General features: G+C 53.8%; 16 protein-coding genes. 6 read left to right on the top strand and 10 right to left on the bottom strand.

Annotation, left to right across the window (positions count from 1 at the left end; all coding sequences use genetic code 11):
* Window positions 1-84 precede the first annotated feature (84 nt).
* Window positions 85-498, bottom strand: coding sequence for a hypothetical protein (locus tag KNP71_RS15440; RefSeq protein WP_214831037.1), 414 nt, complete (start codon window positions 496-498; stop codon window positions 85-87).
* Between the two features lie 142 nt (window positions 499-640).
* Between KNP71_RS15440 and KNP71_RS15435 the strand changes: the two genes are divergently transcribed.
* The gene (locus tag KNP71_RS15435) at window positions 641-1,477 is read left to right on the top strand and encodes an aldo/keto reductase (protein ID WP_034780397.1); all 837 of its coding nucleotides are present in this window, start codon (window positions 641-643) and stop codon (window positions 1,475-1,477) included.
* A gap of 37 nt (window positions 1,478-1,514) precedes the next feature.
* Here the strand turns inward: KNP71_RS15435 and KNP71_RS15430 are convergent, their stop codons facing one another.
* From KNP71_RS15430 to KNP71_RS15415, 4 genes are all read right to left on the bottom strand, one after another.
* Window positions 1,515-2,333 carry a MetQ/NlpA family ABC transporter substrate-binding protein gene (locus tag KNP71_RS15430; protein ID WP_021067914.1) on the bottom strand — a complete coding sequence of 273 codons (819 nt, stop codon included), beginning with the start codon at window positions 2,331-2,333 and terminating at the stop codon, window positions 1,515-1,517.
* Between the two features lie 25 nt (window positions 2,334-2,358).
* Window positions 2,359-3,021, bottom strand: a complete 663-nt coding sequence (locus KNP71_RS15425; RefSeq protein WP_029596402.1) for a methionine ABC transporter permease — start codon at window positions 3,019-3,021, stop codon at window positions 2,359-2,361.
* The gene (locus KNP71_RS15420) at window positions 3,014-3,760 is read right to left on the bottom strand and encodes a methionine ABC transporter ATP-binding protein (protein ID WP_214799805.1); all 747 of its coding nucleotides are present in this window, start codon (window positions 3,758-3,760) and stop codon (window positions 3,014-3,016) included. Before KNP71_RS15420 ends, KNP71_RS15425 begins: the two co-directional genes overlap by 8 nt.
* Before the next feature lie 114 nt (window positions 3,761-3,874).
* The gene (locus KNP71_RS15415) at window positions 3,875-4,621 is read right to left on the bottom strand and encodes a hypothetical protein (protein ID WP_214799804.1); all 747 of its coding nucleotides are present in this window, start codon (window positions 4,619-4,621) and stop codon (window positions 3,875-3,877) included.
* A gap of 137 nt (window positions 4,622-4,758) precedes the next feature.
* On the opposite strand from KNP71_RS15415, the gene KNP71_RS15410 reads away from it, so the two are divergent.
* Together KNP71_RS15410 and KNP71_RS15405 are read left to right on the top strand one after the other, a co-directional pair.
* Entirely contained in the window at window positions 4,759-5,187 is a 429-nt protein-coding gene (locus tag KNP71_RS15410; protein WP_058765235.1) for a MarR family winged helix-turn-helix transcriptional regulator, read from the top strand.
* 106 nt (window positions 5,188-5,293) lie between these two features.
* Window positions 5,294-5,818: a CarD family transcriptional regulator gene (locus KNP71_RS15405; RefSeq protein WP_029596405.1), complete on the top strand. Its 525-nt coding sequence runs from the start codon at window positions 5,294-5,296 to the stop codon at window positions 5,816-5,818.
* An 89-nt stretch (window positions 5,819-5,907) separates the two neighbouring features.
* Here the strand turns inward: KNP71_RS15405 and mqo are convergent, their stop codons facing one another.
* Window positions 5,908-7,407 (bottom strand): malate dehydrogenase (quinone), encoded by a 1,500-nt coding sequence (gene mqo, locus KNP71_RS15400; protein WP_214799802.1) that lies wholly within the window; start codon window positions 7,405-7,407, stop codon window positions 5,908-5,910.
* A gap of 162 nt (window positions 7,408-7,569) precedes the next feature.
* Between mqo and KNP71_RS15395 the strand changes: the two genes are divergently transcribed.
* Together KNP71_RS15395 and KNP71_RS15390 are read left to right on the top strand one after the other, a co-directional pair.
* On the top strand, window positions 7,570-8,040 hold the full coding sequence (locus KNP71_RS15395) for a DUF2691 family protein (protein WP_251131509.1): 471 nt from the start codon (window positions 7,570-7,572) through the stop codon (window positions 8,038-8,040).
* Between the two features lie 32 nt (window positions 8,041-8,072).
* Window positions 8,073-8,624 (top strand): histidine phosphatase family protein, encoded by a 552-nt coding sequence (locus tag KNP71_RS15390; protein ID WP_214831036.1) that lies wholly within the window; start codon window positions 8,073-8,075, stop codon window positions 8,622-8,624.
* Between the two features lie 46 nt (window positions 8,625-8,670).
* On the opposite strand, the gene KNP71_RS15385 is transcribed toward KNP71_RS15390, so the two are convergent.
* The 4 genes from KNP71_RS15385 to KNP71_RS15370 all read right to left on the bottom strand — a co-directional run bounded on the left by KNP71_RS15385 (window position 8,671) and on the right by KNP71_RS15370 (window position 11,567).
* Window positions 8,671-9,534, bottom strand: coding sequence for a DegV family protein (locus tag KNP71_RS15385; RefSeq protein ID WP_214831034.1), 864 nt, complete (start codon window positions 9,532-9,534; stop codon window positions 8,671-8,673).
* Between the two features lie 90 nt (window positions 9,535-9,624).
* Complete coding sequence (locus KNP71_RS15380; RefSeq protein ID WP_021067901.1) at window positions 9,625-10,137, bottom strand: methylated-DNA--[protein]-cysteine S-methyltransferase; 513 nt, start codon at window positions 10,135-10,137, stop codon at window positions 9,625-9,627.
* Window positions 10,124-11,023, bottom strand: coding sequence for a DNA-3-methyladenine glycosylase family protein (locus KNP71_RS15375; RefSeq protein ID WP_214831033.1), 900 nt, complete (start codon window positions 11,021-11,023; stop codon window positions 10,124-10,126). The genes KNP71_RS15380 and KNP71_RS15375 overlap by 14 nt, the downstream gene beginning before the upstream one ends.
* The gene (locus KNP71_RS15370) at window positions 10,980-11,567 is read right to left on the bottom strand and encodes a bifunctional transcriptional activator/DNA repair enzyme AdaA (RefSeq protein WP_021067899.1); all 588 of its coding nucleotides are present in this window, start codon (window positions 11,565-11,567) and stop codon (window positions 10,980-10,982) included. Before KNP71_RS15370 ends, KNP71_RS15375 begins: the two co-directional genes overlap by 44 nt.
* Window positions 11,568-11,774: 207 nt before the next feature.
* On the opposite strand from KNP71_RS15370, the gene mprF reads away from it, so the two are divergent.
* The gene (gene mprF / locus KNP71_RS15365) at window positions 11,775-14,273 is read left to right on the top strand and encodes a bifunctional lysylphosphatidylglycerol flippase/synthetase MprF (protein WP_214756481.1); all 2,499 of its coding nucleotides are present in this window, start codon (window positions 11,775-11,777) and stop codon (window positions 14,271-14,273) included.
* The last annotated feature ends 109 nt before the right edge of the window (window positions 14,274-14,382 follow it).

The raw sequence follows: 14,382 nt of genomic DNA, 5'->3' as shown, positions 1-14,382 counted from the left end.
AAAGATGACTCCCGTACAGTACAGGAATCATCTCCTTGAAGCAGCATAAGTTTTTTTATTAATGTCCTTTACATGGGGTACAGATTATATTGGAGGACGCGTTTTTATAATTTCTCCCGAGTCTGGTAGAAACAAGATTTTGTCTCCAGAATCGATTTCAAATAAATAGACACGGTTTGGTTGGAACGGATTCCAGCCTTCGTTCACCACACCAACACCGTCCACATAGTTCACGTTCTTATACTCTTGTTGAAGGCGATACTCCGCTTCAGCGACCGAATAGTGCGGTAACCCGAAGTAAATCGCTCCAGCAATCAATAATGAAAAGATGACCCCCATTCTTATCCGATATCGGCTTTCTATACTCTTTAGGCCAATCAACGTCACGATAATCATACTGGTCGCCGTTCCAAACGCCGCCGAGTTTCCATACCAAGCCTCATTGACGACCATCATTCCTCCAATGGCCAATATCCCGAACATCCACCACCACTTCATCCCCATCACCTCTCTATGATTATCCCAAAAACAGGAAAATGAGCAACTTCATTTTGGTTTACTCCAACCGATTCAAACGTTTGATTCCCCGGGAAAGTGGAATATCGGACAAGAGAACGGATTTTGAATGAGGAGGCATTTTATGAACATCCCAACCATTAAACTACATGATGGCTACGAGATTCCGGCCATCGGGCTCGGCACCGTCTATTTACGAGGTGAACCGGGCGTCGACGCCATCACAAGCGCCATCCGCAACGGCTATCGTCTCATCGATTCGGCGATTCGCTATGACAATGAAGGTGCCGTCGGAGAAGCCGTCCGACAATCAGGTATTCCACGTGAGCAACTGTTCTTGACGTCGAAGCTTCGCGCCCAATACTTCGACTACGACGATGCGCTCGAGATGATTCGTGAGTCGCTCTACCGGGCGAACCTCGACTATTGGGACTTGTTCCTGTTGCATTGGCCGAACCCGAAACAAGATAAATATGTCGAGGCGTGGCGCGCACTCATCCAAGCGAAAGAGAACGGGTGGATTCGCTCCATCGGCGTCTCGAACTTTATGCCCGAGCACCTCGACCGTTTGATTGAGGAGACGGGTGAGACACCGGTCATCAACCAAATCGAGCTCCACCCCTACTTCTCCCAAGTGGAACAGCGTCAGGCTGACAAAGAGCGCGGCATCATCACCGAGGCATGGAGTCCGTTGAGCCGAGCCCGTACCGTCACGCATGACGAGACGATCGCCGAACTAGCAAGACAAAAAGGCAAGACCGTGTCTCAAGTCATTCTGCGTTGGCACGTCCAACTCGGTGTCATCCCGCTCCCCCGTTCGTCGAGCGAGTTGCACCAAAAAGAGAACCTCGACGTCTTCAACTTCGAATTGACCGAGGACGAGATGGAGACGCTCAACGCACTGACGAAGCCGGACGGCCGTATCGATAATCAAGACCCGAGAGAATACGAGGAATACTAAAAAAAAGATTGAGCCGTCTGGGCTCAATCTTTTCTCGTTAAAACGCCGGAATCGCCGTTTCTTCGTAATTCTCTTCCAAGAACGCGCGGACTTCGTCACTTGTGAGTGCTTCGCCGAGTTTCTGGATCGCTTCTTCATCTTTGTTGTCTTCACGAGCAACAAGCGTGATGGCGAAGTCGTTCTCGACACCTTCCGTCAAGAGAGCATCGCTCTTCGGCGTCAAGCCGAGTGGAGCCGCGTAAGCCGGCGTCATGAGGACCGCATCGACGTCATCATACGCACGCGCGAGCATGAGCAAATCGACTTCCTCGAACTTGAGGTTCTTCGGGTTTTCTGTGATATCGGCTTGCGTGTAATACGAACCGTTCTTCTCACCGAGCTCGATCACATCATGCTGTGCGAGCAATGAGAGCGAGCGGTCGATGTTCGATACGTCGTTCGCGATGGCAATCGTCGCGCCTTCCGGGATATCGTCCATGTTGTCGTACTCTTTCGAGTAGACACCGTAGTTGGCGAAGTAAATCGGTTCGATTGGGACGAGGTTGGCGTCATTGCTGCGGTTGAACTCTTCCATGTACGGGACGTGTTGGAAGAAGTTCGCGTCGACTTCTTTTGCTGCGAGCGCCGTGTTCGGTTGAACGTTGTCACCGAGGACGACGATTTCGAGCTCAATGTTGTCTTCTGCGAGTTGCTCTTTCGCAATTTCAAGCATATCCGTCATCGGTGGGATGAGCGATGCGACTTTGAGCGTCTGCGGCTCGTTTGACGGGGCTTCCGTCGTGTTCGTTTCTGAATCGTTCCCACACGCCGCGAGGACGAGTGTGAGTGAGGCGAAAAGCGCCAATAATTTTTTCATAAGTTCTCCTTCTTTCTGTAGGTAATTAGCGTTTGTCGATGAGTCGTGCCACCGTCGTACCGGTGAACTGAATCATCTGGACGAAGACGAGCATGATGAGAATCATATACATCATCAGCTCCGTCTTGAACTGCTGATAGCCGTAGCGGATGGCAAAGTCACCGATGCCACCGCCCCCGACCACCCCCATGATGGTCGAGTACGAGATGAAGCTAATGATTGACGTCGTAAGCCCGAGGACGAGACCGGAACGGGCCTCGACGTACAAGAACTTGAAGATGACGTCTTTGATGGACGCCCCCATCGACACGGCCGCTTCGACGACGCCGCGCGGGACGTCAAGGAGTGACTGCTCGACGAGTCGCGAGTAATGGGCGATGGCGATGATGGCGAGCGGCACGGTTGCCGCCGCCGTCCCGATGGCCGTTCCGATGATGAGCCGCGTAAATGGAATCAAAAACACGACGAGTAACAGGAACGGGAATGAGCGGACGATATTGACGATCAAGTTGAGCACGGAGAAGACGGCCCGATTCTCTAACAGCTGCCCTTTCCGTGACAAATAGAGCCACGTCCCGAGCGGCAGACCGAGCAGGACGGCCGCGAGAATCGAGACGCCGACCATGATGAACGTCTCCCCGATCGATTGCCAAATCTCAGTCTGATATTGCAGGAGCACCTCAGGCATGTGGTTCACCTGCCTTCTTCAGTTGATTGACGAACCAGGACGGATTGTCGTCGATGTCTGCGACCCCGCTCGGAATGACGTCAATCGTCTCATACACCGAACCGTCCGTCATGACGGTCACGCGGTCGCACACTTGTTTGATGACGTCCATCTCATGCGTCACGATGACGATGGTGACGCCGAGCCGCTCGTTAATCGACTTCAACACGCCGAGCACTTCGGCCGTCGTGTTCGGGTCGAGCGACGACGTCGGCTCATCACATAACAAGACGTGCGGTTCGTTCGCGAGCGCCCGCGCGATGGCGACACGCTGCTTTTGACCGCCACTGAGCTGCGCCGGGTACTTGTCTTTGAACGACTCGAGCCCGACAAAACGAAGGCACTCGAGCACCCGGGCCTCATGCGTCGCCCGCGGTCGACCGGCCAGCTTCAACGAGGCGGCCACGTTGTCATAGACGGTCTTGTTCGCGACGAGATTAAACTGTTGGAAAATCATGCCGATGACGTGACGCTTCTCGCGTAGTTGTCGACTCGACAGGCTCGTCAACTCATCGCCATCAATCGTGACTTGCCCTGTATCCGGTGTCTCGAGCAGGTTCATCAGTCGGAGCAACGTCGATTTGCCGGCTCCGCTCGCGCCGATGATGCCATATACCTCGCCACGCTCGATTTGAAGCGAGACGTCACGGACGGCTGCGTCGCGGCCGAACTGTTTGCTGACATTCGTTAACGTGATCATAGATGGTTCCTTTCTCTCATGGGAAAACTGGGTCAACCTCGTACCCCATTTTAGCGAACTAAAGCAAACTTGTCAGGTGAGGTGCTTCACAAAAAAAGAACCGCACGTGGCGGTTCACTTTAACGGGTGCTGTTTGAAATGCTCAGCGATATGGCGCCGCATCGATTCACGATTCTCGGCAAAGATTCGATGTCGATGGCCGTTCCCCCCTGATGGATGGGGAAATCCGCTCACGACGCGTTCTGGCGCGATAATGCCCTTGTCGACGAGCGTCTCGACGGCTCGATGGACGTTAATCCCCATCGGCAAGATGAGTGCGTCCTCGAGGACGGCCATCTCGTCGGCGAAACCCCCTTCGACATAAGACCGAAATAAATCCGTCTTTAACATATCTGGACTCGACCCGTTGTAGTTCTTCCCTTTATAAAAGACCGGATACGGCAACACCGCCGTGTTCTGCACGAGATGGTTCGCCTCGCCGAACAAGTCGAGCGTCGTCGGAATCCCAAGGTGGTGATGCAACTCCAAGTCGTCGAGCATCGTCACCAAGTTCTTGCGAATCGGTCCGGAGAAGCTGCCTCGTTGTTTGACAGCTCGGAGCGCCTCCTCGTCGGGCGCGTCCGCCAAATCACGAATCGCCTCGAACGATTGCCGCATTTGATACAGTCCCGGCGTAATCCCTGCGATGACGACTTTGGCGTTCGGGTTGATGTATTCGAACGGCGCATAATAAATCGTCAGTTGCTTGTTCGGGTCCTCCTCGAGCAGGAACGGTTCACTCTTCAGTGTCGTCTCCTCCAGGTCGGGCAGTTCGAGAATATGTTGTTTATAGCGTTGAAATAAATCGGTACGTGTCGGCATGATTGTCCCTCCTCTGTTTCTGTTCTTTCCCCAAACCGCCAAATCCTATCAGAGGATGGTGAACTCGTTTCGCGCATTGACGCGGCACATCCGCTTTTGTATAGTTAGGAACGACAAAACGAATAGGAGTGACCAATTTGACTCCAACAGAACCGACGACACGACTCCTCGATCTCCTCAGTGAGCGACATGACCAAATCCGCCGCATCAGCGAGCGGGCTTGGAACGAGCAACACGATATCTACATCTCCAACTCCGAATGGTACGTGCTCGCCCGGATTTATCAAACAAAACCGACCATTGCCGAAGTGACACGCAACGTCCACATCTCCCGTCAAGCGATCCATAAGCTCATCAAGAACTTGAAAGCGAAGGAACTCGTCACGGTGACCGATCATCCGACGAGTCGAAAAGATAAATGTATCGAGCTGACCGAGCTCGGGGTCCGTTGCTACGAACAGAACGAGGCACTGAAAGCCGAACTCGAACAAAAAATAGCCGATTCACTCGGTGATGACGCGTTCCGACAACTGAAAATGTTGTTGAAAGCCGACTGGAATTTGTAATCTCTCCTAACGATTGGGAGGGATTTTTTTGTGTCATATCTCACCTCAAATGTCAACCGAGTTGACATTTCGTGTCATGAACTACTATACTTGATGAAAGGAAGAGGTGATCGATTTGTTCAAAACTGGTGATTTAATCATCTATTCGACCCACGGAGTTTGCCGCATTGACGACATTTCCGACATGACGGTCGCGGGTGAGACGAAGTCGTACTACACGCTCCATCCCATCAATAACGCACAGAAGTTGCAAATCAGTATCCCCGTCGATAGTGATAAAGTGATGATGTTGACGCTCCTTGAAGCGAAAGAAGCAAAAGAGATCCTCGAATCGTTCCGCTCGCCGGGTGTCGAATGGAATCCCCATCCGAACAACCGCAATCGCGAATTCTTGAACGTCGTGCACTCGGGTAACCGTCACGAGATTGCTCAAGTCATCAACACGCTTGCTCGCCGCCAAAGCGAAGCTCTCTTGTTGAACAAAAAGTTATATGAACAGGACCGTAAGATTCTAGAGAACGCTAAAACGATCCTCGTGAAAGAACTTTCGCTCGCGCTTGAATTATCGGAAGAAATTATCGATCAACAAATTGCTGCTTATTTGAGCGAAGAACCTGTCGCCACTACTTGATTGGCCCCTTCCGTGCGAAGAGGTCTTTTTTTTATGCGAAAACTGAAAAGAAAAAGCGAGAATATGAACATATCCTCGCTTGTACTCGCTTAATTGTGGACGACGCCTTTCTCTTTCAGGCCGAGCGCCATCGCTGTCGATTCGTGAATCGTCTTGAACAGTTCCGGGTGATCGGAGAGTGATACGCCATAAGACGGCACCATCTCTTTGATTTTCGGTTCCCATTCCGGCATCCGGCTTGGGAAGCACTGCTCGAGTACTTTTAACATGACGTGCACGGCCGTCGATGCGCCCGGTGACGCACCGAGAAGTGCTGCGACCGATCCATCTTCGGCGCTGACGACTTCCGTTCCAAACTGGAGTGTCCCTTTACCGTCTGGCGTGTCTTTGATGACTTGGACGCGTTGTCCGGCGACGACAATTTCCCAGTCCTCATTCTTCGCGGTCGGAATGAATTCGCGGAGCTCGTCCATCCGTTTGTTGTGCGACAAGAGCACCTGCTCAATCAAATATTTCGTGAGCGGCATCTCTTTCGCCCCAGCCGCGAGCATCGTCACGACGTTGTATGGTTTGACCGATTGGATGAGATCGAGGTTCGAGCCCGTCTTCAAGAACTTCGGCGTAAAGCCGGCGAACGGTCCGAACAACAATTCTTTGCGCCCTTCGATGAAGCGCGTGTCGAGGTGCGGCACCGACATCGGCGGTGCGCCGACTTTCGCTTTGCCGTATACTTTCGCGTTGTGCTGTTCGATGACGTCACGGTTCTTACAGACGAGGAACAGACCGCTCACCGGGAATCCACCGATGTGCTTCGACTCCGGGATGCCTGTCTTTTGAAGGAGCGGTAGGCTGCCGCCACCGCCGCCGATAAACAGGAACGGCGCCGTGTGCGTCTCGATCGTGTTCGCCTCGATGTCTTTCACTTTCACTTCCCACAATCCGTTCGCCAACCGTTTCACGTCCTCGACGCTATGCTTGTAATTGACCTCGACGCCTTGGCCGGTCAAATGGTCAAACAGCATACGTGTAAGCGCACCGAAGTTGACGTCGGTACCTGAATCGATTTTCGTCGCCGCGATCGGCTCATCGACGGAACGTCCTTCCATGACAATCGGCATCCAGTCACGGAGTTGTTCCGGGTCATCCGATAAAACCATCCCTTCAAACAACGGATTATTTGTTAGCGCTTCCAAACGTTTCTTCAAGAAGCGGACATCGTTCTCGCCTAGGACCATACTCATATGTGGAATCGAACGGATGAACGCTTCTGGATTTTGAATCAAGCCTTTGTTGACGAGATGCGCCCAAAACTGACGCGAGATTTGGAACTGCTCGTTCACGTTGATCGCTTTCGAGATATCGAGCGTGCCATCCGGCTTCTCGGTCGTATAGTTCAACTCGCAGAGGGCGGCATGTCCCGTCCCGGCGTTGTTCCATTCGTTCGAACTCTCTTCCCCTGCACTTTCGAGCTTCTCAAACACTTTGACTTCCCACTCTGGTACGAGCTCTTTAAAAAGCGACCCGAGCGTCGCACTCATGATGCCTGCACCAATCAAAATGACGTCTGTTCTCTTTTGAACACTGCTCATGAAAACCCCATCCTTCTCCCCTGGATTTGTGTATGAGACGATTCGGTAAATCCCCATTCGCCGACTCGCCCCGTTTATAATTGTTATATTGATTATAACGCTTTTGTGATGTTTGATAAGGGTTAAGTACGGATTTCATCCATGAAACTTTTGAAGGGGGGAATGCAATCCGTGAAGCGCGGCATCCGTTTTAAAATCCCGAATACATATGGACGCTTTCTGGCCGACATGTTAAGTCCCATCGATATCACCTCTTACAGCTGGTTCGTCGGTGGTGAGGAATCGTATCGTGTGAAGAACGGCGACCTCCATCAACCGTTGTTTCCTGAAGAGACCGAGGTAGATGGCGAAACGTTTTCTCATTTGATTCATCAGGATGAGCACTATCTCATCTTCGCGAATTTAAAGGCCTTTTCGAAAGGACCGGTGAAAGACATTGAGACGTATGAGGCGTTTCGTGATAGCCATTGTGACCTTGCCCTGCTCATCGTGGACTCCACATTCGTCGATATGTACTGCAAGAATCAACAAATGATTGAATCACTCTATACGCACGCCCTATCCCGTTCCTTTGAGGACGTCGCCTATTTGACCGACGCCAACGATACGAGGACGAGTTTGACCGTCTGGTAAGCACCCGACCCTATAACGAAGGAGGATCCATCATGTCTACGTTCTATCTCATCCGTCATTGCTCGGCGACTGGCCAAGAGCCGGACGCCCCACTCACCGAGGCTGGCGAACAACAAGCACTCGCACTCGCTGACTTTTTTCAAGACATCCCCGTCAATCGCATCATCTCAAGCGACTACACGCGAGCCATCGCCTCAATCACACCGGTCGCCACATCCAAGCAGCTGACCCTCGAGACGGAGCCGAAGTTGCGCGAGCGCATCCTCTCGCATGAACCGCGCGACGATTGGTTCGAACTGCTCCGTCATTCGTTCACCGATGCCTCGTTCCGTGTGCCAGGTGCCGAGTCGGGTCAAGATGCGACGAAGCGAATCTTGAGCGTCATCGATCCACTCGACGACATAAACGGTGCGACCGTCCTCGTGACGCACGGCAACCTGCTCGCGTTGCTTCTTCAACATGTGGATAACCGCTATGACTTCGACACGTGGCGCAATCTCAGCAATCCCGACGTCTATCGCCTTAAAATTGTGGATAACTCTTGGTCTGTGGAACGTGCCTGGCCCGTCCCTGCCTGTGGATAACGTTATCCACAGAAAAAGCCGTCTCGCAGATGAGACGGCTTTCGTTTTATTTCTCTACGAAGAACATTGAGATGGCTCCGAGACCGACGTGCGTCCCGACCGAGACGCCCATCTGCATGAGGTAAATCTCGCCGTCAAAGTCAGATTCGGCTTGAATCTTCGCCTTCAAGTTCTCGGCAATCTTTTGATCTGACGTATAGCCGATGATGACGAAGTTGGTGATGTCCTTGTCGCAGCGTTTGATGAACTCGTCCGTATAGTGCTTGAGCACTTTACGCGTTCCGCGCTCTTTCGCGACGATGGCCCCTTTGCCGTTCTTCATGCTCATGATCGGCTTGACCATCAACAGCTTGCCGATGATCGCACTGGCGTTCGAGATACGGCCGCTTTTAATCAGGTGGTCCAAGTCGTCGACCGACAAGAAGTGCTTCACTTTCATCTTGTACTTCTCGTTGAAGTCGACGAGCTCCTCGAACGTCGCCCCAGCCTCACGCATCTGGGCGCTCTTCATCAACAACCAGCCGCTCCCGTGGCTCATCGAACGTGAGTCGACGATATGAATCTTCACCGTCGAATCGGGATGCGCCTCTTCGAAGTATTCTTTTCCGAGCACGGCCGATTGATACGATCCGCTCGTCCCGCTCGACATACAGATGCAAAGAATCTCGTCATGTCCGCTCTCGACGGCCTCTTCCATCAGCTTCATAAATGTCGCCGGGCTCGGCATCCCCGTCGTCGGGAATTCCGGTAGCGCTTCCAACATTCCGTAAAACTCATCGGGCTGGATGTCGACACGGTCCTCATACGATTTATTGTCAATCGTGATGATGAGCGGTGCGACGCCAATCTCATATTTTGCTAAAATCTCATCGGATAAATCACAAGTTGAATCTGCTAGTAATTTTATCATGGTACCCTCCAAATAATCGCCCTTAAATGACGAGAATCGTCCTAGACCACTACGTTGATTCAGACGTCACGATAGGACTTCTCCATTGTATCAGATATGGAGGGGTAGATGTTTTTTTGCCAGGCCCGAATATGCGTTTGTTTGCTCGTGTCGAAGCAACCATTCCTTTCGCCAGAGTCCGCCCGCATAGCCCGTCAACGTCCCGTTCGATCCGATGACGCGATGGCACGGGAGGACGATGCTCAATCGGTTTCGCCCGTTGGCGCTACCGACGGCACGCACAGCGCGGTCCCGGCCGAGTGTCATGGCCAATTCGCGATACGAGGTCGTCTCGCCATATGGAATCATGACCAGCGCCTGCCACACGTCCTGTTGAAACACCGTCCCCATCACCTCATACGGGAACGTGAACGATTGGCGACGTCCGTTGAAATACTCCTCGATTTCTCGGTAACACGTATTCAACACGTCCGGTGTCGTCTCACCCGCTTCATAGCAGACGTCAGTACGTTCGACGAACAGGATGGAACGGATGGCCATCTCTGTCCCGACAATCTCCAGAATCCCAATCGGACTCACATAGTCCAGTCTATACGTCTCCATACAATGACCTCCATAAATAGAATGTGGCGTACGCTTCCCACCCAACAAAGCGTTCCCCGTACTGCCTCACTTCGTCTGCCGTCAACTTGTCGCTTCGCCCAAGATGATGCTTCAACGCCTGATGCAGACCAGCATCCGCAGCCGGGAACGCCGTCGGATCTTGGAAACACTTCATCCGGACATACGCGGCCGTCCACTCCCCGACACCACGTAAGCTTAACAACCGTTCATGCATCACGTCGGGTGGCTCGCTGCGCAACCGCTGTTTCGACAATCGTCCGTCCGTCATTTCCTGGGCGATGCCGATGATATATTCTGCTTTCCGGGTACTGAATTGAAGCTGTCTCAGTTCACTCGAATCGAGCAGCGCGATCGTCTCTGGGGTCGGGAAAGCCCAGTACGTCACGCCGTCCACTTCCCGAGATGGTCCGTATTGCTCGACGAACCGTCGTTTCAGCGTATAGGCGAACGACAGTGTGATCTGTTGACCGATGACGGCCCACGTGAGCGCCTCGAACAAGTCTGGGAAGCCGATCAGACGTAGCCCCTCGTACTCTCGGACGAGCGGACGCAACAGTTCATCCGTCTCGGCCATTCGCACGAACGCTGCGACGTCTTGGTCGAGGTCGAACCAGTCGCGGACGTATCGTTCCACGTGTTCCTGTTCCGAGCTCGTGATGTCGTCTTCCGGGAACGCGATGACTAGGCCATGAGCCGTCTCCATGATATCCCCTAGCAGCAACCGTCCGTCGACGTCGAACAGCTTGGAGACGGACGTTTCGCGGGCGACATGCATCACTTCATCGTCGGAGCGTCGCAAAAACTGCAGACATTGTTGAAAATCAAACGGAGCGGTGACGTGAATCTCGAACGATGAGCGACTCATCGGCTCCCCCCTTTCGATACATGCTCGGTGAACAACCCTTTAGCCGTCGGAAGACGCGATAAAAGTTGGATGGGGTTTGAAAGCCGACCTCATAACAGATGGCGAGATTGCTCATGTCCGTCGTCCGCAACAGATGGGCCGCCTTGTCGATGCGAACCTTTTCGAGCAGACGGCGCGGCGTCTCGCCCGTCGCTTGCGTGAACGTCCGCTCGACGTAGAACGGGCTCAAGCTGACGTGCTCGGCAATCTCCTCAAGCTTGAGCGGCCATTTGTAATGCGTGAGCACGAACGCCGTCACGTCATGGACGAGCGCGCTCGCCGGACTACGGTCGACCTCGGGCTGACATCGTTTGCACGGCCGAAAGCCAGACGACTCCGCTTCCGCTTTCGTCTCATAAAAATCGACATTCTCCCGCTTCGGCTTCCGCGAGCGGCACGAGGGCCGACAGTAAATCCCGGTCGTCTTGACCGCGGTATAAAACTGTCCGTCATATGTCGCGTCACAGGCGAGCACTTTCTCCCACTTCTCTTCAAACGTCAGCATCTCGTCACCCCCTTTGTTCCACTGTATCAGATTGATTTTCGTTCACTCGTCCTATTTCTTGCGTTTACAGTCTACATTCCCGCGATTCACGAATCTCATTTATTTTGAATCCGTCTTCCCGTCTGACTCGTACTATGATTACACGACTCAATTGAGTACACTTTAGCTAATCAAGATTTCGAGAGTTTGTCAGAAGGAGCACATACGATGCAAAAGCGATTTTCCTGGAAACAACTGAAATGGTTGCTTCCATTCCTATTGATTGGATTGATTCTTTATCAGAGCGGTCAGGAGCTCCAAAACCTGTCGCTCGCCGCGGCGTTTCAAACGTTAGAGGCGTTGACGGGCTTCGAACAGATTGCCTTGATCGGACTCGGACTCGTCGCCGTTTTGACGATGACCGGATACGACTACTTTCTACTGCGCTCGCTCGACGTCCAGCTCCCGCTCTCGAAGCTGCTTCGCGCGGCATGGATCACTAACGCGATGAACGGCATGATCGGGTTTGGCGGCGTCATCGGCATCGCGCTCCGGACATCGCTGTATCGACCGTATACGGATACGAAGCGTTTGCTCCGGGCCATCGGTTGGATGACCCCGACGCTCATCAGCGGCTTGTCGCTGCTTGCCGCAGGAGTGCTCATCGGACTTTTCCCGGCCGGCGTGCTCACCGGAACGAAACAATGGATTTGGCCCGTGCTCCTCGCGACACTCGCCGTCCTGCCGCTCTACATATACGTGACGCGGAAACGCTCGAACTTAGATTGGACGACATTGCTCGGCTATATCGCGACGTCGCTCGCCGAATGGGTGACGGCCGGACTCGTCGCCTTGTATGCCCTGCATTTGCTCGGAGGCGAAGCACCGCTCACAGCCATGATGGGTGTCTTCATCGTCGCGACTATCGTCGGGGTCGTCTCGCTCGTCCCGGGTGGTGTTGGTTCGTTTGATCTATTATACCTCGTCGGGATGACCCAGCTCGGCATCGACCAAGAGATTGTTTTGTCTTCTTTGATCGTCTATCGCTTTGTCTACTTCATCGTCCCGTTCATGATCGGCCTGTTCTTGGCGGCTCTCGTCTTCGGGGACCAGGTCGTCAAACAGATCGAGTATAAGCCGATCATCGGGTCGTCTTATGAAATCGGAACCGTCGTCTGGCGCATCGTGTCGCGCACACTCGCCAAGACCGGACGGCTCGCCGGAAGCCTGATCGCATTGATGACGAGCCTCGTCTTGTGGTTCCAGACGCTGTTACCGAGCGTGTCACCGCTCTATTCGACCGCCCTCTGGTTACAGTGGATTGGCACGCTCGCGCTGTTCACGGCCGGTCTGTTGACGCTACTGACCACGTTCGGGATGTACATTCGGACGAAGCGTGTGCTCTGGCTCGTCGGGGTCGCCTGTGTCGTCGCCGGTATCGGTGTCATCGCGCGCGGCTTCAACCTGTTTGAAGCGTTCGTCGTCGGCGGGTTCGCCCTGTTCGTCTGGTTGACCCGGACCCAGCACAAGCGCTATCGCTCTATCGTGACCGTCAGCCGTTTCGTGCGCAACATCGCCTATGTCGGCCTCTACGTCGGCACGCACGCGTTCCTGCTGCAGTCGTTCAGTCAGACCGACACGATTTTCTTCGACCCGGACGCAGCCGCCGGGTTGAGTATCGCTGCCGTCGTCTTGTCCGGACTGTTGTTGATCGGCATGCTCACCCTGTTCAACCGGTTGAAACGTCCGAAGCTCGGCACGTCGTTCGAACCGTCCCGCTTCGCAGCGTTTCAAGCCACCCATGCGACGACGAGCGCGTTCGATTTGGCCTATATGAACGACAAGCTCGTCTATTATGGCCCGGACGACGAGGCGTGTCTCTTGTTCGCCGTGTCCGGCAATCACGCTATCGTCCTCGGAGATGTGCAAGGCGCGCGAGACGCCGCGTCACACCTTTTGCTCGCCTTTATCGAAGAGACGGATCGCCTCGGCTATATCCCGCTCTTTTATCAAGTCACTCCGGATTGGATGCCGCGCCTGCACGACGCCGGATTCACGTTCTTCAAGCTCGGTGAAGAGGCGACGGTCGACGTCGCCACGTTCTCGCTCACCGGCAAAAAACGCGCCAACATGCGCTCGCTCCATAACCAATTCACGAAGCGGGGCTACACGGCCGATATCGTCATGGACCCGTCGCCCGAGCTGATCGCGTCACTGCGCCGCATCTCGGACGACTGGCTCGGCAATCGAAGCGAGAAAGGCTTCTCGCTCGGGTTCTTTCATGAACAGGCGCTCGCGCACTATCCGCTGGCGCTCCTCCGGGATGAGACGGGTGCCGTCGTCGCCTTCATCACCTTGCTACGGGGCCGCGACACCGTCTCCATCGATTTGATGCGCTCTGGGGCTGACGCTCCGCCCGGCTCGATTGAAGTGCTGATTCTGCACGTGATCGAGTGGGCACGGGCCAACAACTACGCCCATGTCGGCCTCGGCATGGCGCCGCTCGCTTCGGTCGGGGAGCAACCGTTCGCGTACTGGCCGGAGCGGATTGCGGCCGACATCTTCGAGAACATCAGTTACATCTATCCGTTCAGCGGGCTCCGTCAATTCAAACGAAAGTTCACACCGACGTGGGAAGCCAGATATTTGGCCATCCGCAAGCGTCGGAAACTGCTCCCGTCCTTGCTCAGGACGGCACGGTTGATCAGCCGGAAACGAGAATCTTAAAACGTCAAAGAGCGCCTCGCATGATATGCTCCCCAATAGGTAGACAGATGAAATAACAAATCTGTTTATTCTATTGGGGAGTGTTTTTTATGGCGAGAAGTCGACATTC

The sequence above is a fragment of the Exiguobacterium sp. s56 genome (assembly GCF_018618255.1).
In the GTDB taxonomy this organism is placed as follows: domain Bacteria; phylum Bacillota; class Bacilli; order Exiguobacteriales; family Exiguobacteriaceae; genus Exiguobacterium; species Exiguobacterium chiriqhucha.
Note: the sequence above shows the minus strand (reverse complement) of the source record. Positions and strands in the feature narration are given on the sequence as shown.